19 protein-coding genes are annotated in these 20,687 nt (G+C 73.7%); 7 read left to right on the top strand and 12 right to left on the bottom strand.

Features of this window, described 5'->3' with window-relative positions:
* Positions 1-5 precede the first annotated feature (5 nt).
* Together DWV08_RS01900 and DWV08_RS01895 are read right to left on the bottom strand one after the other, a co-directional pair.
* The gene (locus DWV08_RS01900) at positions 6-317 is read right to left on the bottom strand and encodes a hypothetical protein (RefSeq protein WP_115412251.1); all 312 of its coding nucleotides are present in this window, start codon (positions 315-317) and stop codon (positions 6-8) included.
* 10 nt (positions 318-327) lie between these two features.
* Positions 328-1,083, bottom strand: a complete 756-nt coding sequence (locus DWV08_RS01895) for an IspD/TarI family cytidylyltransferase (RefSeq protein WP_115412250.1) — start codon at positions 1,081-1,083, stop codon at positions 328-330.
* Positions 1,084-1,221: 138 nt separating this feature from the next.
* On the opposite strand from DWV08_RS01895, the gene DWV08_RS01890 reads away from it, so the two are divergent.
* The 3 genes from DWV08_RS01890 to ilvA are packed head-to-tail and all read left to right on the top strand — an operon-like array spanning position 1,222 to position 3,349.
* Positions 1,222-1,533, top strand: coding sequence for a PTS sugar transporter subunit IIB (locus DWV08_RS01890; RefSeq protein ID WP_115412249.1), 312 nt, complete (start codon positions 1,222-1,224; stop codon positions 1,531-1,533).
* Positions 1,530-2,039: a 2-C-methyl-D-erythritol 2,4-cyclodiphosphate synthase gene (gene ispF, locus DWV08_RS01885; protein WP_115412248.1), complete on the top strand. Its 510-nt coding sequence runs from the start codon at positions 1,530-1,532 to the stop codon at positions 2,037-2,039. Before DWV08_RS01890 ends, ispF begins: the two co-directional genes overlap by 4 nt.
* Positions 2,036-3,349: a threonine ammonia-lyase IlvA gene (gene ilvA, locus DWV08_RS01880; protein WP_115412247.1), complete on the top strand. Its 1,314-nt coding sequence runs from the start codon at positions 2,036-2,038 to the stop codon at positions 3,347-3,349. The genes ispF and ilvA overlap by 4 nt, the downstream gene beginning before the upstream one ends.
* Before the next feature lie 94 nt (positions 3,350-3,443).
* Here the strand turns inward: ilvA and galE are convergent, their stop codons facing one another.
* Both galE and DWV08_RS01870 read right to left on the bottom strand, forming a co-directional pair.
* Positions 3,444-4,442, bottom strand: a complete 999-nt coding sequence (galE, locus tag DWV08_RS01875) for a UDP-glucose 4-epimerase GalE (RefSeq protein ID WP_115412246.1) — start codon at positions 4,440-4,442, stop codon at positions 3,444-3,446.
* 56 nt (positions 4,443-4,498) lie between these two features.
* The gene (locus DWV08_RS01870) at positions 4,499-5,959 is read right to left on the bottom strand and encodes a GuaB1 family IMP dehydrogenase-related protein (protein WP_115412245.1); all 1,461 of its coding nucleotides are present in this window, start codon (positions 5,957-5,959) and stop codon (positions 4,499-4,501) included.
* A 94-nt stretch (positions 5,960-6,053) separates the two neighbouring features.
* Between DWV08_RS01870 and DWV08_RS01865 the strand changes: the two genes are divergently transcribed.
* Positions 6,054-8,549: an LCP family glycopolymer transferase gene (locus DWV08_RS01865; RefSeq protein WP_115414867.1), complete on the top strand. Its 2,496-nt coding sequence runs from the start codon at positions 6,054-6,056 to the stop codon at positions 8,547-8,549.
* Positions 8,550-8,586: 37 nt separating this feature from the next.
* On the opposite strand, the gene DWV08_RS01860 is transcribed toward DWV08_RS01865, so the two are convergent.
* Positions 8,587-10,014, bottom strand: a complete 1,428-nt coding sequence (locus tag DWV08_RS01860) for a mycothione reductase (RefSeq protein ID WP_115412244.1) — start codon at positions 10,012-10,014, stop codon at positions 8,587-8,589.
* Positions 10,015-10,105: 91 nt separating this feature from the next.
* Here DWV08_RS01860 and DWV08_RS01855 point away from each other — a divergent pair, with 91 nt between their 5' ends.
* The 3 genes from DWV08_RS01855 to DWV08_RS01845 all read left to right on the top strand — a co-directional run bounded on the left by DWV08_RS01855 (position 10,106) and on the right by DWV08_RS01845 (position 14,326).
* Positions 10,106-12,478 (top strand): ATP-binding cassette domain-containing protein, encoded by a 2,373-nt coding sequence (locus tag DWV08_RS01855; protein WP_115412243.1) that lies wholly within the window; start codon positions 10,106-10,108, stop codon positions 12,476-12,478.
* 31 nt (positions 12,479-12,509) lie between these two features.
* Positions 12,510-13,367 carry a putative RNA methyltransferase gene (locus DWV08_RS01850; RefSeq protein WP_115412242.1) on the top strand — a complete coding sequence of 286 codons (858 nt, stop codon included), beginning with the start codon at positions 12,510-12,512 and terminating at the stop codon, positions 13,365-13,367.
* A gap of 134 nt (positions 13,368-13,501) precedes the next feature.
* On the top strand, positions 13,502-14,326 hold the full coding sequence (locus DWV08_RS01845) for an HAD family hydrolase (protein ID WP_115412241.1): 825 nt from the start codon (positions 13,502-13,504) through the stop codon (positions 14,324-14,326).
* Between the two features lie 70 nt (positions 14,327-14,396).
* Here DWV08_RS01845 and DWV08_RS01840 read toward each other — a convergent pair whose 3' ends face one another.
* The 7 genes from DWV08_RS01840 to sucC form a co-directional block, all read right to left on the bottom strand.
* Positions 14,397-15,215, bottom strand: coding sequence for a hypothetical protein (locus tag DWV08_RS01840; RefSeq protein ID WP_115412240.1), 819 nt, complete (start codon positions 15,213-15,215; stop codon positions 14,397-14,399).
* Between the two features lie 109 nt (positions 15,216-15,324).
* Entirely contained in the window at positions 15,325-16,212 is an 888-nt protein-coding gene (locus tag DWV08_RS01835) for a C40 family peptidase (protein WP_241237285.1), read from the bottom strand.
* A gap of 194 nt (positions 16,213-16,406) precedes the next feature.
* Positions 16,407-17,126 carry a metal-dependent transcriptional regulator gene (locus tag DWV08_RS01830; protein ID WP_115412238.1) on the bottom strand — a complete coding sequence of 240 codons (720 nt, stop codon included), beginning with the start codon at positions 17,124-17,126 and terminating at the stop codon, positions 16,407-16,409.
* A 141-nt stretch (positions 17,127-17,267) separates the two neighbouring features.
* Positions 17,268-17,546 carry a CPBP family glutamic-type intramembrane protease gene (locus DWV08_RS01825; RefSeq protein WP_241237316.1) on the bottom strand — a complete coding sequence of 93 codons (279 nt, stop codon included), beginning with the start codon at positions 17,544-17,546 and terminating at the stop codon, positions 17,268-17,270.
* 47 nt (positions 17,547-17,593) lie between these two features.
* Positions 17,594-18,217, bottom strand: a complete 624-nt coding sequence (locus DWV08_RS01820) for a hypothetical protein (RefSeq protein WP_162801475.1) — start codon at positions 18,215-18,217, stop codon at positions 17,594-17,596.
* A gap of 255 nt (positions 18,218-18,472) precedes the next feature.
* Positions 18,473-19,363 (bottom strand): succinate--CoA ligase subunit alpha, encoded by an 891-nt coding sequence (sucD, locus tag DWV08_RS01810; protein WP_115412234.1) that lies wholly within the window; start codon positions 19,361-19,363, stop codon positions 18,473-18,475.
* A 12-nt stretch (positions 19,364-19,375) separates the two neighbouring features.
* Positions 19,376-20,545 carry an ADP-forming succinate--CoA ligase subunit beta gene (gene sucC / locus DWV08_RS01805; protein ID WP_115412233.1) on the bottom strand — a complete coding sequence of 390 codons (1,170 nt, stop codon included), beginning with the start codon at positions 20,543-20,545 and terminating at the stop codon, positions 19,376-19,378.
* Positions 20,546-20,687 lie beyond the last annotated feature (142 nt).

The following is a 20,687-nucleotide window of genomic DNA, read 5'->3' as shown; positions in this document are numbered from 1 at the left end:
AGCGCTCACCGCTCGCGGCGGCTGCGCCACACCGCCCGGAACTCGTCCGCCATGCGCCCCGGCTTGGACAGGGTGCGCGAGGGCAGGGTGGTGGCCAGTTCTCCGGGGTCGCGGCGCAGACGGCGCATCAGGCGGCGCGGCTTGCTGGAGATCCGCTGACGCAGATCCGGCAGGTACGCCTCGGAGACGTCGAGTCGGGTGACGGCACCGCAGCCGGCGCACTGGATCTGCGTGACGAACCGCCCCGCGTACACCACCACGTGCTCGGCCTCCTGCTCGCAGGCGGTGCAGCGCAGGAAGCTCTCCTCGACGCTCATCGTCTCCTCCTCACCCAGACCTCAAACCTAGCGCGCTCACCACGTCCTGGGCCAGGAGGAGATCCTGCGCGTAGGTGATCTTGAAGTTCGTCTCCTCGCCCCGCACCCAGGTGACCGGGAGGTCGGTGTACTCCTCGGCGCAGGAGGCCGTGTCCGTGCCGGAGAAGCCGTCCCGCGCCGCGGCCTCGTAGGCGTCGAGGATCGTCGCGGCATGGAATCCCTGCGGGGTCTGGACGCGCACCAGCGGGGCCCGTCGGCCGTCGGGGCCCTCGCGCAGCGACTGCCCGGGGCCCGCCGCCGCGATGTCCGCGGCGGGGATGCCGGGCACGGCGCCGCCGTTCTCCCGGGCGGCGTGCAGCACCGCGGAGGCCAGCCCGTGGGAGACCAGCGGGCGGGCCGCGTCGTGGATGAGCACGGTGTCCACGGCGCCGCTGTCGATGCGATCGGCGAGGTGCCGCAGCGCGGCCAGCTCGGACTCCTGACGGGTCTCGCCGCCCACGATGATCTCGAGCGGGCCGTCGGTCTCGCGGGCCTCGACGAAGCGGGCGTGCTCGAGATCGTCCGGACGCACCACGAACACCAGCAGCCCCACGCCCTCGACGGAGGCGAGGGTGTTCAGCCCCCAGGCGGCGATGCTGCGGCCCGACAGCGGCAGGAAGGCCTTGTTGATCCCGGCGCCCACCCGGGTGCCGGAGCCGCCGGCGAGCACGATCCCGGCCGCGCGACCGCGCAGGCGGGCGGAACGGGAGCGGCGGGCCTGGGTCACGCGGGCAATCGTAGACGCCCGCCGACCTCCCGTGGCCCGCCGGCCGAGGACGTGACAGAATCGATCCCCGCCGGTCCGCCGCGCTCCCGCCCGGAGCCCGGGCCCTCCTCCGCTTCCTCATCTCTGCCAGGAGTACGAATGCTCACCATCGCCATCGTGTGCGGCGCCGGGATCGCCACCTCCGCACTGATCGCGGACCAGGTGCGTGACCACGTCGCCTCCCGCGGCCGTGAGGCGCATGTGGTGCAGGCCACCGTGATGGACCTGCTCTCCCCCGACTTCCGGGCCGATCTGGTGGTCAGCACGGTGGACCTGCCGGACGCGCTCGGCATCCCGCAGGTCTCCGGCATGCCGCTGCTGCTGGGCACCAGCGCCGCCGTCACCTTCGACGACATCGACCGGCTGCTCGCACGCCTCGACGCCGACGAGGGCGGGGAGCCCCGGCGATGAGCGGGGGCGCGCCGCTCCCCCGCATCGGGTGCGGCGTGGACGTGCACGCCTTCGCCCCGGCGGAGGCCGGGCGCGAGCTCTGGGTGGCGGGGCTGCTGTGGCCGGGCGAGCCGGGGCTGGCCGGCCACTCGGACGCCGACGTGGCGTGCCACGCCGCCTGCGACGCCCTGTTCTCGGCCGCGGACCTCGGGGACCTGGGCTCCCACTTCGGGGTGGACCGACCCGAGTGGGCCGGGGCCTCCGGCGCCCGGCTGCTGGCCGAGGCGGCCCGGCGGGTGCGGGAGGCCGGCTTCACCATCGGCAACGTGTCCGTGCAGGTGATCGGCAATCGACCCCGCCTCTCGCGGCGCCGGGACGAGGCCCGCCGGGCGATGAGCGAGGCCGCCGGGGCGCCGGTGTCGGTCTCCGGCAGCACCACCGACGCGCTCGGCCTCACCGGGCGCGGCGAGGGCGTGGCCGCGATGGCCACCGCCCTGCTGCTGCCGGCCCCGGAGGCGCAGGCATGACGGATCGCAGCGATCTCCCCGTGCGCGCCCCGCAGGTCGAGGCGGCCGCGGAACGGCTCGCCCCGGTGCTGCGGCGCACGCCGTTGGAGCACAGCGAGCGGCTGAGCGCGCTGGCCGGCGTGCCCGTCTGGCTCAAGCGCGAGGATCTCCAGTCGGTGCGCTCCTACAAGCTCCGCGGCGCGCACCTGTTCCTGGACTCCCTGCCGCCCGAGGCGCGGGAGGCCGGCGTGGTCGCGGCCAGCGCCGGGAACCACGCCCAGGGCGTGGCCCAGGCGTGCCGCACCCTCGGCGTGCACGGGCGGATCTACGTGCCCGGCACCACCCCGCGGCAGAAGCGCGAACGGATCACCGCGATCGGCGGCGATCTCGTCGAGCTCGTCCTCATCGGGGACACCTTCGACGACGCCGCCGAGGCCGCGGCCGACGACGCCGAGCGCACCGGCGCCACCCAGGTGCCGCCCTTCGACCATCCCACGATCATGGCCGGCCAGGGCACGGTCGCGCTCGAGGCCGCGGAGCAGCTGCGCAGCGAGCACGGCCGCGAGCTGGGCACGATGGTGCTCCCCGTGGGCGGCGGCGGCCTGCTCGGCGGATGCGGCGCCTGGCTGCGCGAGCGCAGCCCCGCCACCCGGATCGTAGGCGTGGAGCCGGCGGGCGCCGTCTCGATGGCCGCGGCGGTGCGCGCGGGACGCCCGGTGACCCTCCACGAGATGGACCGCTTCGTGGACGGCGCCGCGGTGCGCCGCGTGGGCGCCGGCCCGCTGCGGATGGCGCAGGCGATCGCGCCCGAGCTGGTCGCGGTCGACGAGGGCGCCGTGTGCACCCAGATGCTGGCGCTGTACCAGGTCGAGGGGATCATCGCCGAGCCGGCCGGGGCGCTCGCGGCGACCGCGGTCGCCACCGGGATCATCGATCACCTGGGCCGGGCGGGGCGCGAGGCGGCCGATCCCGGGGAGGAGACCGGGGACGTGGTCGTGGTGGTCTCCGGCGGCAACAACGACGTCTCGCGCTACAACGAGATCGTGGAGCGGTCCCTCGTGCACGAGGGGCTCAAGCACTACTTCCTGGTGACCTTCCCGCAGGAGCCCGGGGCGCTGCGCCGCTTCCTGGATCGGGTGCTGGGTCCGGACGACGACATCGTGCTGTTCGACTACATCAAGCGCAACAACCGCGAGGAGGGCCCGGCGCTGGTGGGGCTGGAGATCGGTGCCCGCGAGGACCTCGAGCCGCTGATGGCCCGCATGGCCGCCTCCAACATGGAGATCGAGCGGGTGGATCCGGAGAACCCGATCTACCGCTACCTCACCTGAGCGTCCGCCGCCCCGCACGTCGACGCGCCCCCTTCCGTGCGGGAGGGGGCGGTCGTGGTCCGGGGCGGGCGCGGGCCCGCCCCGGCCGCGGCGCTCAGCTCTCGGGGTAGGCGTCCGCGTCGGGCGCGAGCGTCGCGGTGCGGGCCTCCACGGCGGAGCGGACGATGTCGTCCAGCCCGTGCTCCGACTTCCAGCCGAGGGTGGCGGTGATGCGGTCGCCGGAGCACACCAGACGTGCCGGGTCGCCGGCCCGGCGGGGACCGTGATCCGGGGTGATGTCGATGCCCTTGGCGCGGGCGATCGCGTCGATCACCTCGAGCACGCTGGAGCCCTCCCCGGTCCCGACGTTGAAGGTGCGGTGGGGCCGCTCCTCCCCGCGGAGGTAGTCGAGCGCGGCCACATGGGCGTGGGCGAGGTCGAGGACGTGCACGTAGTCGCGAATGCAGGTGCCGTCGGGCGTGTCGTAGTCGTCGCCGAAGACGACCGGCGCGAGCCCCTTCTCGAGGCGGTCCAGCACGATCGGCACCAGGTTCATCACCGCGGTGTCCGCGAGCTCGGGCCAGCCGGCGCCCGCGACGTTGAAGTAGCGCAGCGCGACGGTGCGCAGGCCGTGGGCGTGCTCGGCGTCGGCCAGCATCCACTCCCCCACGTACTTGGTGGCACCGTAGGGGTTGATCGGCTGCGGGGCGAGGTCCTCGGTGACGAGGTCCACGTCCGGCACGCCGTACACCGCGGCGGAGGAGGAGAACACCACGTCGCGCACCTCGGCGCTCGCACAGGCGGAGAGCACGTTCGCGAGGCCGCCGATGTTGTCGTGCCAGTACATCTCCGGGTTCGCCACGGACTCCCCCACCTGCTTGTGGGCGGCGAAGTGGATCACCGAATCCGCCCCCGAGGCCCGCATGTGGAAGGCGAGCCGCTCGCGCGCCTCCGGCAGCGTCACGTCGAGCTCGACCAGCTCGGCGCCCTCCGTGCGCTGCCGCAGCCCGGTGGAGAGGTCGTCGACCACCACCACTTTCTGCCCCTGCTCGAGGAGGAGTCGCACCACGTGCGATCCGATGTATCCTGCGCCACCGATCACGAGAGTCGTCATGCCGCTCAGCCTACCGGCCGCGGCGCGGGTCCACGCGCCGCGGCCGGGCCGGATCCTCAGCTCCAGGAGCTCGCGACGGGCCGGCCCTCGGCGTAGCCGGCGGCGCCCTGTAGCCCGATCACCGCGCGGTCGCGGAACTCGGCCGTGCTCGAGGCGCCCGCGTAGGTGTAGGAGGAGCGCACCCCGGCGGTGATCTCGTCGAGCAGGTCCTCCACGCCGCCGCCGTTCTCGGCGAGGAACATGCGGGAGGTGGAGATGCCCTCCTCGAACAGGCCCTTGCGGGCCCGGGCGAAGGCGTCCTCCTGGGCGGTGCGGTGCGAGACCGCCCGCTTCGAGGCCATGCCGAAGGACTCCTTGTAGCGCCGACCGGACTCGTCGGTGCGCATCTGGCCGGGCGACTCGTAGGTGCCCGCGAACCAGGAGCCGATCATGACGTTGGAGGCGCCGGCGGCGAGCGCGAGCGCCACGTCGCGGGGATGGCGCACCCCGCCGTCGGCCCAGACCCGGCCGCCCAGGCGGCGCGCCTCGGCGGCGCACTCGAGCACGGCGGAGAACTGGGGGCGGCCCACCCCGGTCATCATCCGGGTGGTGCACATGGCGCCGGGCCCCACGCCCACCTTGACCACGTCGGCACCGGCCTCGATCAGCTCGCGGGTGCCCTCGGCGGTGACGATGTTCCCCGCCACCAGGCGCACCGGGGTGTCCTGGGCGGGTCCCAGCACCTGGCGTGCCGTGCGCAGCGCCTCGAGCATCTTCTCCTGGTGGCCGTGCGCGGTGTCGAGCACGATCACGTCCACCCCCACGGCGACCAGGTCCCGCACCCGCGCGGCGACGTCGGCGTTGATGCCCACGGCGACCGCGATCCGCAAGCGGCCCTGCGCATCGGTGGCCGGGGTGTAGATGGTCGAGCGCAGCACGCCGGTGGCGGTGAGGACGCCGCGCAGCGCACCCTCCCCGTCGACCACCACGGCGGCGTCATGATGGGTCGCGGCGATGCGGGCGTGCAGGCGGGCGGGCGGCGCCTCGAGGTCCTCGGGGCCCAGCACGGGCACGTCCTCGCTCATCACGTCCGCCACGGGCGCGAAGGAGTCGCGACCGGCGATCTCCTCCGCGGAGACGGTGCCGAGGGGGCGCTGCGCCTCGTCGATCACCACCACGATGCCGTGGGGTCGCTTGGGCAGGAGGTCCGCCGCCTGGCCGAGGGTGCCGTCCGCGGTGAGGGTGAGCGGGTGGTCCACCAGCAGGTCGCGCTCCTTCACCGAGCGCACGATCGAGTCGATCCGCTCCGGCGAGAGATCCTGGGGCAGCACGGCGAGGCCGCCGCGCCGCGCCATCACCTCGGCCATCCGCCGCCCGCTGACGGCGGTCATGTTGGCGGCCACCAGGGGGATCGTGGTCCCGGAGCCGTCGTCGCTGCCGAGGTCCACGTCGAAGCGGGAGGTGACCGCGGAGCGGCGGGGCAGGAAGAAGCAGTCGTCGTAGGTGAGATCTGTCGACGGGGTGTGGATCAGGCGCATGCCCCCAGGATAGGGACCGCCGGCACCTCACCTCCACGACACCCGCACAGGCGGCGCGCTCCTGCACGCGGTGCAGGATTCTAGGATGGCCTCCATGACGGATCCCTCCTCGGACTCTTCCCGCAGGCGCCGTCGGTCCGGCAGACACCGCCACCCGGCCCGACGCCCGCAGTCCCCGCCCCTCCCGGATGACCAGGCGCGCCGCAATCGCGACGCCGCGTTCGGCACCTCGCACGAGCGGCGCACCTGGATCGGTTCCGGGCCCGTGGAGTCCCCGTCGACGAGCGAGGAGCCCACCGACGGCCCGTCCGTCGCACCCACCGGCGGTCGCGCCGCGGCCCCGTCCCCCGCCGAGGCCGCGCCGACGCCCGCCCCGGAGCGGGACCAGGCCTCGCCGGCGGCGGGGTCCGCGCGCGCCGAGCACACCCCGCACCGCGAGGAGTCCCCGCACGCCGAGCGGCCCCGTCGCCGCGGCCGCCGCGCCGCGTTCCCGCTGGAGCAGCTGCCCGACGCCCCGGGAGGGGCCGGGGCCTCGGCCCGGTCCGCCGACGACGCCTGGTCCGCAGGCTCCGCAGGGTCCGCAGCCTCCGCCGGGGCCGACGGCGATGCCTGGTCCCCCGACACCGGAGCCTCCGCGGAGTCCGCCGGGCTCGCCGCCGAGTCGGCGCTGTCCGCCGGCTCACCGTCCACGTCCCCCTCCCGCGGTCGCCGCCGGGCGGCGCCCGCGGAGCCGACCACCGCGACGGACCTGTGGGCGATCCAGGAGCACGAGGACGCACCGCTGGCGCCCCCGGCCGGCGCCGCGGCCGTCGACGCGGGCACCGGCCCGGGCACCGCGCAGGAGGCGTCGCCCGCCGGCCGCGAGCCCGCTCCTGCCGCCGCGAGCGCCCCTCCCTCCGCCGCCAGGTCCTTCCCGCGCGCCACCACGGCCTCGCCCGGCGCCACGTCCTCGCCCGGCGCCAGGGTCTCCCCCGCTGCCGCCGCTGCCTCGCCCACCGCCGCGGCCGCCGCCGGCGCGGGCGCGGGCGGGCGCAGCCCGCAGGGCGAGGGTTCGCTGCCGCGGGTCGCGGGATGGACCGTGCTCACCTCCCTGCTGCCCGGCTCCGGCCTTCTCACCACCCGGATGCGCCGTCTCGGCGCGGCGATCCTGGTGCTCCTGCTGCTGGCCGTGCTCGGCGCGGCGGCCTTCCTGCTGTTCGGCGACCCGCTGCGCACCGGCGCGATGCTCGCCACCCGGCGCGGCGTGCTGATCGGCGCGATGATCGCCGTGGCCGTGGTGGGCGTGCTGTGGGGCCTGCAGATCGTGCTCGCGAACCTCGCCCACTCCACCCGCGAGCGCCTCGCGGGGGCCAAGCGCTACCTCGCGCTGGGCCTGGCCGCGCTGATGGTGGTGGCGATCGCGGTGCCCTTCGGCCGCGGCGTCCAGTCGCTGTGGGCGCTGCAGCGCCTGATGGGCTCGGAGTCGGTGTTCGGCGGCGGGGACGGCAGCTCCCATCCGTTCTCCGGCGGCGAGGACCCGTGGGCGGACACCGAGCGACTGAACATCATGTTGCTGGGGCAGGACGCCGGCGCCGACCGCACCGGCACCCGGCCGGACACCATCATGGTCGCCTCGATCGACACCGCCACCGGCCAGACCGCCCTGTTCTCCATCCCCCGCAACCTCGAGAAGGTGGAGTTCCCCGAGGGCACCGCCGCGGCGGAGGTGTTCCCGGACGGCTTCGACTACTTCGGGCCGAACCAGGACCTCATCAACGCCGTGTGGACCTGGGCGGAGGACCGCCCGGACCTGTTCCCCGGCGATCCCGAGCCGGGTCTGACCGCGACCCGCTGGGCCGTGGAGGAGACCCTGGGGCTGGAGACCGACTACTACGCGATGGTGAACCTGCAGGGCTTCCAGGACATGGTCGACGCGATCGGCGGGGTGGACCTGGTGGTGGAGCGGCGGATCCCGATCGGGGGCGGCGCCAGCGAGGTCGAGGGGTACATCGAGCCCGGGGCGCAGAAGCTCGACGGGTTCCACGCCCTGTGGTACGCCCGGTCCCGCGAGGGCTCCAACGACTTCAACCGCATGTGCCGCCAGCAGAGGATCGTGCGTGCCGTCTCCGAGGAGGCCGATCCCACCACGCTCGCGCTCTCCATCCCGCGCCTGGTCACCGCCACCGAGGACAACATCGTCACCGACATCCCGGTCTCGGACCTCGACGCGTTCGTGGAGCTCGCGCTGCGGATCAAGGACGGCGGCTTCACCTCGTACCCGATCACGCAGGACGTCACCTACTCCGGCAACCCCGATTTCGAGTACCTCGAGGAATGGGTGCAGGCCTCGATCGCGGACTCCATGACGCGCGACGAACCCGAGTCGGTGGTGGGCGAGACCGAGCCGGGCTCCACCGAGCCGGCGGAGACGGGCGCCGCCCCTGAGGAGGAGTCCGAGGCCGAGGATCCGCAGGAGGAGGAGAGCTCCGCCCCCGAGGAGGAGAGCTCCAGCTCGCCCGCCGAGGACGGGGCCGACGGCGAGGAGGAGTCCTCCGCCCCGGAGATCGAGCAGGATCCGCTGAAGTCCTGCCTCCCGGGCTACGAGGGCTGAGCCCGGGGGCGGGCCGGCGGCGCGCCCCCGGGACCGCTCAGTCGATGACCTGCAGCAGGGCGTTCTCGATCAGCTCGGGCATCGCCGGATGGATCCAGTACTGCGTGGTGGCGATGTCCCGGGCGGTCTGCCCCGTGCTCATCGCCTGGATCAGCAGCTGCACCAGCGTGGTGGCCTCGGGGCCGATCAGGTGCGCGCCCAGGATCTCGGTGGTCTCCGCGTCGACGATGACCTTGGCGAAGCCGGTGGTGTCCTCGAGCGCCCAGCCGTAGGCGATCGAGGCGTACTCCTGGACGGCGACCCGCACCTCGCGCCCTCCGGCGCGGGCGGTCTCCTCGTCAATCCCCACCCAGGCCACCTGCGGGTGGGTGAACACGCCGCTGGGCACCGGCATCGTGTCGGAGCGGCGCAGGTCCTCCGGGTGCAGCACGTTGTGGCGCACGATGCGCTGCTCGTGGTTGGCGACGTGCTTGAGCTGGTGCGGGCTGGAGAGGTCGCCCAGGGCCCACACCCCGTCGAGCACCTCGCCGCCGGCGAGCACCCGCTGGTGGGCGTCCACCAGCACGCGCCCGTCCTCGGCGGTGTCGATCCCGGCCGCGGCGACGTCCAGCAGGTCCGAGTTGGGGCGCCGCCCCGTGGCGACCAGCAGCTCCTCGACCCGGAGCACCACCTCGGCGCCGTCCCGCTCGCCGCGCAGCTCCACCCCCGTCTCGGTGCGGCGCACCGAGGTGGTGGTCACGCCCTTCTCGAGCCGCAGCCGTTCGCCGAGGATCTCGGTGAGGCGGGCGGAGACGTCCGCGTCGGCGGCGCGCAGCACCCGCTGCGACCGGGCGATGAGCGTGACCTCGACGCCGAGGGAGGCGAACACGTGCGCCATCTCCACGGCGACCACGCCGGAGCCCAGGATCGCGAGGGAGGCGGGGAGGCTCTCGATCCGCATGATCGTGTCCGAGGTGTGCGGGGCCGCCTCGGCGAGGCCGTCGATCGGGGGCAGCTCGGGGCGTGACCCGGCGCCGAGCACCACGGTGTCGGCGCTGATCCGGTGCTCGGTGCCGTCCTGCCCGGCGACCGTGAGGGAGCGGGGTCCGGTGAGACGGGCGGTGCCGCGCAGCAGGGTGAGGTTCGCATTGTCCTGGTGGTCGCGCCGGTAGCCCTCGCCGCCTGTGGAGATCGGGTCGATGCGGTCGAAGATCCGGTCGCGGATCGCGGGCCAGTTCACCCCGGTGAGCTGCTCGGAGAGGCCGAAGCGGTGCGCCTCCGCGGGCGTGCTGGCGAGGTCCGCGGTGTGCACGAACATCTTCGTGGGGATGCATCCCAGGTTCAGGCAGGTGCCGCCGAACACGCGCTCCGGCCCCACCCCCCGGTCGATCTGGACGATGCGGCGGTCCTCGAGCCCCGGGCCGGGGAACGAGTTCGCGGAGCCGGAGCCGATCAGGGCGATGTCGTAGTGGGTCTCATCGTTCACCCGCCCAGGCTAGTCGTCCCGGCCGGGGCCGGTGGCACACTGTTGCTCGCGCGGGGAGCCCGCGCGATCGCCGTGCCGGAGGAGCCACGCCATGACCGCCGTCCACCCCGCTGATGCCCACGACGTGATCCGGGTGCGCGGCGCCCGCGAGAACAACCTCCGCGACATCTCCCTGGACCTGCCCAAGCGGCGCCTGACGGTGTTCACGGGCGTCTCCGGCTCGGGCAAGAGCTCCCTCGTGTTCAGCACCATCGCCGCGGAGTCGCAGCGGATGATCAACGAGACCTACAGCGCCTTCCTGCAGGGCTTCATGCCCTCCCTGGCCCGGCCGGACGTGGACGAGCTGCAGGGCCTGACCACCGCGATCATCGTGGACCAGGAGCGGATGGGCGCGAACGTGCGCTCCACGGTGGGCACCGTCACCGACGCCGACGCGCACCTGCGGACCCTGTTCGCCACGCTCGCCCAGCCGCACGTGGGCGGGCCGGGCGCCTACTCCTTCAACGTCCCCTCGGTCACCGCCAGCGGCGCGATGACGGTGCAGAAGGGGGCCAGCACCATCGCGGAGAAGACCACCTTCTCGCGAGTGGGCGGCATGTGCCCGCGCTGCGAGGGCATGGGCGAGATCTCGGACGTGGACCTCGCCGAGCTGTTCGACGAGGACAAGTCGCTGGACGAGGGGCCGTTCACGATCCCGAACTACGCACCGGGCGGCTGGTACGTGAAGGTCTTCGCGCGCTCCGGCTTCTTCCCCTCCGACAGGCCGATCCGCACCTTCACGACGCGCCAGCGCCACGACTTCCTGTACAAGGAGCCCACGAAGGTGGACATCGACGGCACGAAGATGACCTACGAGGGCCTGATCCCGAAGATCCGCAAGTCCATGCTCTCCAAGGACCGCGACGCGATGCAGCCCCACATCCGGGCGTTCGTGGACCGGGCGGTGAAGTTCGTGGTGTGCCCGGACTGCGAGGGCAGCCGGCTCGCCGAGCACGCACGCACCTCACGGATCGACGGCCTCTCCATCGCGGACGCGACCGCGCTGCAGATCACCGAGCTGGCGGCGTGGGTGGAGTCGCTGCGCACCGCGCACCACGGGCCGACGGTCGCCCCGCTGCTCACGAACCTCTCCGCCCCGCTGGACGCCTTCGTGCGGATCGGGCTGGGCTACCTCTCGCTGAACCGCCCCTCCGGCACCCTCTCCGGCGGCGAGTCGCAGCGCACCCGCATGATCCGCCACCTCGGCTCCGCCCTCACCGACGTCACCTACGTGTTCGACGAGCCGACCATCGGCCTGCACCCGCACGACATCGCGACCATGAACTCGCTGCTGGAGGATCTGCGGGACAAGGGCAACACGGTGCTGGTGGTCGAGCACAAGCCGGAGACCATCGCGATCGCCGACCACATCGTCGACCTCGGCCCGCGGGCCGGCGCCGACGGCGGGACCGTGCAGTACGAGGGCGATCTGCCGGGCCTGCGCGCCTCCGGCACCCTCACCGGCGAGCACCTCGACCGCCGGGTGCGGCTCAAGCCGACGGTGCGCGAGGCCACCGGGGTGCTGCCGATCCGCGGCGCCGCGACGCACAACCTGCAGTCCGTGGACGTGGACGTCCCGCTGGGGGTGCTCACCGTGGTGACCGGCGTGGCCGGCTCCGGCAAGAGCACCCTGGTGCACTCCTCGATGCCGAAGGACGCCGGCGCGATCGTGGTGGACCAGACGGCGATCCGCGGCTCGCGCCGCTCGAACCCCGCCACCTACACCGGCCTGCTGGACCCGCTGAGGAAGGCGTTCGCCGCCGCGAACGGGGTCAAGCCCGCCCTGTTCTCGAACAACTCCGAGGGCGCCTGCCCGGTGTGCAAGGGGGCCGGGGTGATCGTCACCGAGCTCGGGTTCATGGAGACCGTCGAGACCCTGTGCGAGGAGTGCGAGGGGCGCCGCTTCCGCGCGGACGTGCTGGAGCACACCTTCGGCGGTCGGAACATCGCCGAGGTGCTGGGCATGTCGGTCACCGCCGCGCGGGAGCTGCTCACCGCGGAGCGCTCCTCGGTGCCCGCCGCGGCGCGGGTGCTGGGGCATCTGGAGGAGGTGGGACTGGGCTACCTCACCATCGGCCAGCCCCTCACCACGCTCTCGGGCGGCGAGCGCCAGCGCCTGAAGCTCGCCACCCATCTGGGCGACACGGGCGGGCTCTACGTGCTGGACGAGCCCACCGCCGGGCTGCACCTGGCCGACGTGGACCAGCTGCTGGCCCTGCTGGACCGCCTGGTCGACTCCGGGAAGTCGGTGATCGTCATCGAGCACCACCAGGCCGTGATGGCGCATGCCGACCACCTCATCGACCTGGGCCCGGGGGCCGGGGCGGTCGGCGGACGCATCGTCTTCCAGGGGACCCCGGCGCAGCTGGTGGCCGACGGCTCCACCCTCACCGGGGAGCACCTGCGGCAGTACGTGCGGGCGTGAGGGGCCGGGGCCCCGTCGTACTCTGAGCCTCGTGCCCCGCCCCGTCCCCGCCGCCCTCGCCCCCTGGCTGCCGCTGCTGCGCTGCCCCCACTGCGCCGCCGGGCTCTCCCAGCACGAGCGGGTGCTGCGCTGCCCGCAGGGGCACAGCTTCGATCTCGCCCGGGCGGGGTACGTCTCGCTCCTGGCGGGCGGGACCGCCACCTCCGCCGATGACGATGCCATGGCCCGTGCCCGGGACTCCTTCCTCGCCACCGGCGCCTACGCCCCGCTGCGGTCCCTGGTGGCGGATCTCGCCGCGGAGGCGCTCGCCGCCCGCCCCTCCCCGCGCGTGCTCGACATCGGCTGCGGCACCGGCTACCACCTCGGCGGGGTGCTGGAGCGGGTGCCGCGGGCGTGGGGCCTGGGGGTGGACACCGCGGCCCGCGCGCTGCGCTTCGCCGCCCGCGCCCACGAGCGGGCGGCCGCGGCCGGATGGGACGTGTTCTCCCGCTTCCCGCTGGCCGACGCCGCCGCGGATCTGGTGATGGACGTGTTCGCGCCCCGGAACCCACCGGAGTTCGCGCGCGTGCTGCGGCCCGAGGGGCTGCTGCTGGTGGTGCGCCCCGCCGAGGACCATCTCGCGGAGCTGCGCGCGAGCGTCCCGGGGATGGTGCGGCCCGATCCGCGCAAGGAGGAGCGCCTCGCGGCGGCGCTGGCCCCGCACTTCGCCGCCGAGGAGACCCGCGACCTGCGCCTGCAGGTCACCCTCGACGGGGCCGGGCGCCGGGACCTGGTGGCGATGACGCCCAGCGCCCGGCACGTGGACCCCCGCGCCCTCGCGCTCTCCGATGCCGGCGCCGCGCTCTCCGTGACCGTCTCGGTGCGCGCGAGCCTGCACCGTCGGCGCTGAGCGGACGCGCCCCCGTCGGCCTCCCGCGGGCGCAGGCCCGCCCCGAGACCGCTCTCCCCGCCGGGGCCGCGGCCTCCTGCGCCGCGCTCGCATAGGCTGGGGTCTCCTCCCCCACCTGCACCGAAGGAGCGTCCGTGGCCGATCGCCGCTGCGTGTTCATAGATTTCGACGGCACCCTCGCCCATGAGGGCGTGATGCCCCACGCCCATGCCGAGGCCGTGGTGCGTGCCCGCGCGGCGGGTCACGCCGTGCTGCTGTGCACAGGCCGCAGCGCCTCGATCGTCGCCGCCGACGTCGCGGAGGTGTTCGACGGCGTGGTGGCCTCGGCGGGGGCATGGGTGCGCGTCGGGGACGAGCTGCTGGAGGATCACCGCTTCCCGGAGGCGCTGGGGCGCAGGGCCGTCGAGGTGCTGCAGCACCACGAGGTGCCCTTCGTGCTGGAGACCCCCGACGCGCTGGTGTGCACCGAGCGCGCCGCCCGCGAGCTGCGCGGACGGGAGCGACAGGAGGCGACCGCGGTGCCGGGTCGGGGGCGCGGCCTGCGGGACCTGCTCGATGCGCTCGACGTCACCGAGGAGCCCGCCTCCCGCTCCTTCGCGAAGATCTCCGTGTGGGGCTCCCCGCGGGACGTGGAGGCGCTGGCCGAGGAGATCGGGCCCGAGGTGGGCGCGCTGCCCAACTCGATCAGTCCGGGCGCGGCCTCCGGCGAGCTGCACCTGCGCCGCCTCGACAAGGCCGACGGCGTGCGGCGGGTCGCCGCGCACCTGGGCGTCGACATGAGCGCGACGGTGGGCATCGGCGACGGCCGGAACGACCTGGGCATGCTGCGCGCGGTGGGCACCGCGCTCGCGGTGGACGGCGCGGGGCCGGAGGTGCTGGAGGCGGCGGGCGGCGCCACCGTGCCCGGTCCTCTCGAGCACGGCATCGTCACCGCCTTCGAGCGGCTCGGGATGCTCTGACCGGGCTGCCGGGCGGGCCCCGGCGGCCTCGACGGGCCGTGGCCGGCCCCTGACGGTCCCGGGCGGGCCCTCAGCGGCGGTGCAGCCCCATCAGCACCAGGCCGAGCGCGGCCACCAGGGCGCCCGCCCCGAGCAGGATCACGCCCTGCGAGACCATCGCCGGGCGGAACAGCGCCTCGAACTCCTCCACGATCGGTCCGAGGAACAGGGCCCTGTCCACGGAGTCCGGCACCACGCGCGCGATGTTCGTGCCCAGCCACCACACGCCCGCCCCGGCGAGCACGCCGCCCAGGCCGGCCAGGGCGAGCAGGGTGCGTCGGTGCCGTCCCACCAGCAGTGCGAGCAGCACCAGCACCCCGGCGGCGGCACCGGCGAGGCTCGCCCACGGGGTGAGGGCCGAGACGCCGGGCAGCAGGGCGACGTCCGGGATCGTGGCGAGGGTGACGGTGGTGCTCTCCGGGCGCGGGATCTCGACGGGGAGGTTCTCCTCGACGGGCGCGAGGATCCGGTCGATCGCGGGGGCGAGGTCCACGTCGAGCGGGGAGTCACCAGGGGTGAACAGGGCGTCGTGCAGCTCCCCCATCGTCTCCTCCCACATCGTGGCGTACACCTCGGTTCCGGTGAGTCGGGCGGCCTGCTCCTCGGCGAGCGGGGTGAGCCTCTCCTGGGCCCAGCCGGGCACGCGCTCGTCGCCGACCACGACCTCCACGGCGCTGTCGCTCAACGTGCTCTGGAAGGCCGGGTCCTCGGCGAGCGGCACGGTGACCGCGAGGAAGCCGTCCTTCTCGACCACGTGGTCGTGGAGCCACGTGGCCGGCAGCCACAGGGCCCCCAGCACCAGGGCGCCGAGCAGCAGGGCGAGGGCGAGGAGATCACGAACGGTGGACACGGCCCCCACGCTACCGCCGTCGCCTGGGACTCCCGGCGGCGGCGCGCTCGTGCCCCGGCACGCGGGCGGCCCCGCACCGGGAAGGTGCGGGGCCGCCGGGGCGCGGGACTCAGCCGATGCGGATGAAGGTCCAGCTGCCGGAGTAGATGTTGCGCTCGGAGGTGTCGACGCGAGAGTTGCCGGCGTCGACGAACTGGTTGCCGCCGGCGTAGATGCCGATGTGACCGGGCTTGTAGACCAGATCGCCGGGACGGGCCTCGGAACGGGGGATGACCGTGCCGGCCGCGGCCTGGGCGGCGGCACCGCGCGGGAGGCTGATGCCGTGCTGCGCGTAGACCCACTGCACGAAGCCGGAGCAGTCCCAGCCGGACGGGGAGGTGCCGCCGTAGACGTACGGGGTGCCGATGCCGGAGCGGGCGGTGGCGAGGATGGAGCTGCCCTTGGCGGCGGACGGCGCCGGGGCCGACTCCTGCGAGGACTCGGAGGACGAGGAGGACTCCTGCGACTCGGAGGAGTCGGAGCTGCTGGAGCGCTCCTCGGAGCGGGAGGAGGAGTCGTCCTGACGGGTCTCGGTGGACTGCGAGGAGGACGCGGCCTCCTGCTCGGCGGCCTCCTGCGCGGCGGCCTCCTCGGCGGCCTGGCGCTCGGCCTCGGCAGCGGCCTCGGCGGCGGCGATCTCCTCCTCCGTGGGGCCCACCTCGATGCTGATGGTGCCGACCTCGGGGGCGGGGGCGAGCGAGGGCTCGACGTCCTCGTCCTCGGCCACCTCGGCGGCCGGGATGCCCACCGGGGTGACGGCGGTGCCCGCGACGGCCGAGGAGGAATCGGCCTGGGTGACGTCTGCCTGCGGAGCGTCGGCCTGGGGCTCCGCGGTGGCGGCGGAGGCGCCGCCGAACAGCATCGCGGCGGCCATCGCAGCACCGGCCCCGGCGCGACCGGCCCGCGACATCGGGGTCACGGTGCGCATGGCGCGGCGGTGGGTGTGGTTCGCAGTCATCGACACGTATAGCTCCCAGCCCCGGGGCACTGCCCTCGCGCGATGGACGTCTCGCCTCCCGTCCCGGTGCGCGATGGGGCTCTCCGGGGGGAATGTCGAGGCTCTTCTCGCCTCGGCACGCCCTCGACCCTAGGCGCCGTGCGCCGGAATGGTCAGCCTGACGGGAAGGTTCTGGGGAGAGCTTGACGGAGACTTTACCCGGCCGCGACGGAGGTCACATGGAGCTGATCCGCCACGACGTCGTCGACCGCCACCTCGCCCCCCTCGGGACCGCGCAGCACGATGCTGGCGCCCACGCGCTCCGCACCGATCTCGGCTCCGGGAAGAATGCCGTGACGTGCGAGTTCGCCGAGCAGGGGGACGTCGCTCTGCACCCGCTCCCCGATCCGGGCCAGGCGCACCTGCAGGCTCTGCCCGTCGGCGACGGCCTCGCTCAGCTCGCGCACCGGGCCGGACGGCTCTTTACCCGCCCGGGTGGCCTCGGTCTCCTCGATGCCGAGGGCCGCGAGGCCGGGGATCGGGTTGCCGTAGGGGTCCACGTAGGGGGGCGTCATCTGCTGGGCGAGCCGCTTTTCGACCTCGAGGCTCATGACGTGCTCCCAGCGGCACGCCTCCTCGTGCACATGGGCGTAGTCGAGTCCGATCACGTCCAGCAGGTGCCGTTCGGCGAGGCGGTGCTTGCGCATCACGTCGGTGGCGACCTCGGTGCCCTGCGCGGTGAGCCGGATGCGGCGCTGGTCGTCGAGGTGCAGCAGCCCGTCGCGCTCCATCCGGGCGACGGTCTGGGAGACGGTGGGGCCCGAGTGCCCGAGCCGCTCGGCGATGCGGGCGCGCATCGGGGCGATCCCGGCCTCGTGGAGCTCGAACACCGTCTTCAGGTACATCTCGGTGGTGTCGATGAGATCTCCGGACACAGGCCCTCCTCGGTCGGCGCGACTGGCGACGACCAGCTTATCCGGCGTGCCGACGTCGGACGCCCCGTTCGCCCCGGGCCGAGCGGGGACGGCGTCGGATCGGACCGACGGATCCCCTGGTCGCGGCTCCCCACCCTGCCCTCACCCCAGCAGCCCCAGGAGGTGGAGCAGCACCCCGAGGCCGTTGAGCAGGACGTGCGCGAGGACGCACACCCACAGCCGTCGCCAGCGCCGCCACATCAGGCCCAGCGCGATCCCGGTGGTGCCCTGCAGCGCGATCACCTGCGCGGCGCTCTCCCACCAGGCCCCTCCCCCGTGGCTGAGGACGTGCATGAGGCCGAACAGCAGCGAGGCGAGCAGCAGTCCGGTCCACGGGCCGAGCAGCGCCTCGAGGCGGGTCTGCAGGAAGCGGCGGTAGATGAGCTCCTCGCCGAGACCGGCGGTGATCGCGGTCGCCGTCGCCGCGATCAGCAGGACCTCGAGGGGCGGCCAGCTCGCGGGGCCCCCGAGGAGAAGGGGCCGACGGTAGAGAGCACGCCCAGCACGAGGGCGGGCAGTGCGATCACCGCTGAGCCGACCTCGGGTCGTCGGATCATGAGCGAGGCGCCTCTGCGCCGGGCGGACAGCGCGAGCACGACCGACGGGACCAGCAGGAACAGCGCGGCCTTCACCAGCACGTAGTCCTCGCCCGTGGGCAGCAGCGGCACGAGCAGCGGGAAGGCGAGGACCAGGCCCAGCAGCACCGCCGTCTCGGCGCGCAGGGCGGAACCTCGCCGCACGCCCAGCTCCGCCGCGCCGCGCCCCCGCGGAAGCAGCGCGGTGAGCGCCATCGCGGCCAGTGCCGGGACGAGCAGGAGGAGGACCGGCATCGGGGCGTAGCCGGGATCACGGGAGACCACCACCCCGTCGGGATGGCGCCAGGCCGTCACCGCGATCGCGAGGACGAACAGCGCCAGCAGGATGCCGACGACGACGGGGCGGTCCGCGGGGGCGGGCCGGCCGCTGGGCGCGGGTTCATCGGCAGGTGCCGGGCGGCCTGCGCCAGGTTCTCGGTCGACGGGGGCGGAGCGGCTGGCGGGAGCTGCAGTCATGCTCCGATCCTGTACCGCCGCCGCGTGGGGCGCCTCCTCCGCCCGGAGGAGATCCGCGTCCCGCTCCTGCGGTCCGGAACGACTCAGCGCCTGGGTCCTTCCCATCGGGCCACGGCACCGCCCCGCGGACGACGACGTGCCCCGGACCCGTACGGGTCCGGGGCACGTCGGCCTCGCGCGCAGGAGCGCTGGGCGGGAGGGATCAGGCGAGCTGTCTGCCTGATCTCCTGCCGCTCGTACCTCGCAGCACGTCGATCAGGAGAGACCCTTGATGATCTCGCGCATGAGATCGGCGGTCTCGGTGGGGGTCTTGCCCACCTTCACGCCCGCGGCCTCGAGGGCCTCCTTCTTCGCCTGGGCGGTGCCGGCGGAGCCGGAGACGATGGCGCCGGCGTGGCCCATCGTCTTGCCCTCGGGGGCGGTGAAGCCCGCGACGTAGCCGACGACCGGCTTGGTGACGTGGGCCTTGATGTACTCGGCCGCGCGCTCCTCGGCGTCGCCGCCGATCTCGCCGATCATCACGATGCCGGCGGTGTCGGGGTCGTTCTCGAACGCCTCGAGCGCATCGATGTGCGTGGTGCCGATGACCGGGTCGCCGCCGATGCCGATGGCGGTGGTGAAGCCGATGTCGGAGAGCTCGAACATCATCTGGTAGGTGAGGGTGCCGGACTTGGAGACCAGGCCCAGCTTCCCCGCACCGGTGATGTTCGAGGGGGTGATGCCCGCATTGGACTTCCCGGGGCTGATCAGGCCCGGGCAGTTCGGCCCGATGATGCGGGTGGTGCCCTTGGACTGCGAGTAGTTGAAGAACTCGGCGGAGTCCTTGACCGGGATGCCCTCGGTGATGATCACCAGGAGCTCGATCGCGGCGTCGATCGCCTCGATCGCGGCGGCCTTGGCGAACTTCGGCGGCACGAAGACCACCGAGACGTTCGCGCCGGTGGCCTCCATCGCCTCGGCGACAGAGCCGAAGACGGGCACCTCGGTGCCGCCCTCGAAGGAGACCGACTGGCCGGCCTTGCGCGGGTTCACGCCGCCGACGATGTTCGTGCCGGAGTCGAGCATGCGCTGGGAGTGCTTCATGCCCTCCGAGCCCGTCATGCCCTGGACGATGACCTTGCTGTTCTCATCAAGGAAGATAGACATGTCGGGTGCTGCTCACTTTCCTGCGGCGGCGGCCTCGGCGACCTTCGCGGCGCCGCCGTCCATCGTGTCGGCCTGGGTGACGAGCGGGTGGGCGAAGTCCGCGAGGATCTTCCGGCCCTCCTCGACGTTGTTGCCGTCGAGGCGGACCACGAGCGGCTTGGTGGCCGCGTCGCCGAGCTTCTTCAGCGCGCCGACGATCCCGTTGGCGACCGCGTCGCACGCGGTGATGCCGCCGAAGACGTTGACGAACACGCCGGAGACCTGCTCGTCGCCGAGGATCACGTCGAGCCCGTTGGCCATCACCTCGGCGCTCGCGCCGCCGCCGATGTCGAGGAAGTTCGCCGGCTTCACGCCGTGCTCCTCGCCGGCGTAGGCGACCACGTCCAGGGTGGACATGACCAGGCCCGCACCGTTGCCGATGATGCCCACCTCGCCGTCGAGCTTGACGTAGTTGAGGTCCAGGGCCTTGGCCTTGGTCTCCAGCGGGTCCTCGGAGGTGACGTCCACGAGCTCGGCGTGGTCCTCGTGGCGGAACTCGGCGTTGTCGTCGAGGGTGATCTTGCCGTCCAGGGCCACGATGTCGCCGGCGCCGGTCTTCACCAGCGGGTTCACCTCGACCAGGGTGGCGTCCTCGTTCTTGTAGACGTCCCACAGCTTCTGCAGCACGGGGGCGACCTTCGCACCGGTCTCGGCGTCGAACTTCGCGGCGGCGACGATCTCCTGGGCCTTGGCCTCGTCGATGCCCACGTTCGGGTCCACCGCCACGCGGGCAAGGGCGTCCGGGCGCTCCACGGCGAGCTGCTCGATCTCCATGCCGCCCTCGACGGAGCACATCGCCAGGTAGTTGCGGTTCGCGCGGTCCAGCAGCAGCGAGAAGTAGAACTCCTCGGCGATGTCCGCACCGGCGGCGATCATCACGCGGTGCACGGTGTGGCCCTTGATGTCCATGCCGAGGATCTCGGAGGCCTGCGCCTCCGCCTCCTCGGGCGACTTGGCGATCTTCACGCCGCCGGCCTTGCCGCGGCCACCGGTCTTCACCTGGGCCTTGACGACGACGACCGGGGTGCCGAGCTGCTCGGCTCCGGCCTTGGCGGCTGCGGGATCCTCCGCGACGACTCCTCCGAGCACGGGGACGCCGTGCTTCTCGAAGAGATCGCGGGCCTGGTACTCATACAGGTCCACGGGGTGCTTTCCTCTCGATCTCGGCAGTGGGCGGCAGGCCGCACTGGCCTCGATGCCACCCCTGGGAACACGCTCAGCGTAACGCGTCCGTCTCACGGAGCGAGCCAGGAGAGCAGGTGTGCGGGGAGTCTCACTCACGCTC

Origin of the sequence: Brachybacterium saurashtrense (genome assembly GCF_003355475.1) — a bacterium.
In the GTDB taxonomy this organism is placed as follows: domain Bacteria; phylum Actinomycetota; class Actinomycetes; order Actinomycetales; family Dermabacteraceae; genus Brachybacterium; species Brachybacterium saurashtrense.
Note: the sequence above shows the minus strand (reverse complement) of the source record. Positions and strands in the feature narration are given on the sequence as shown.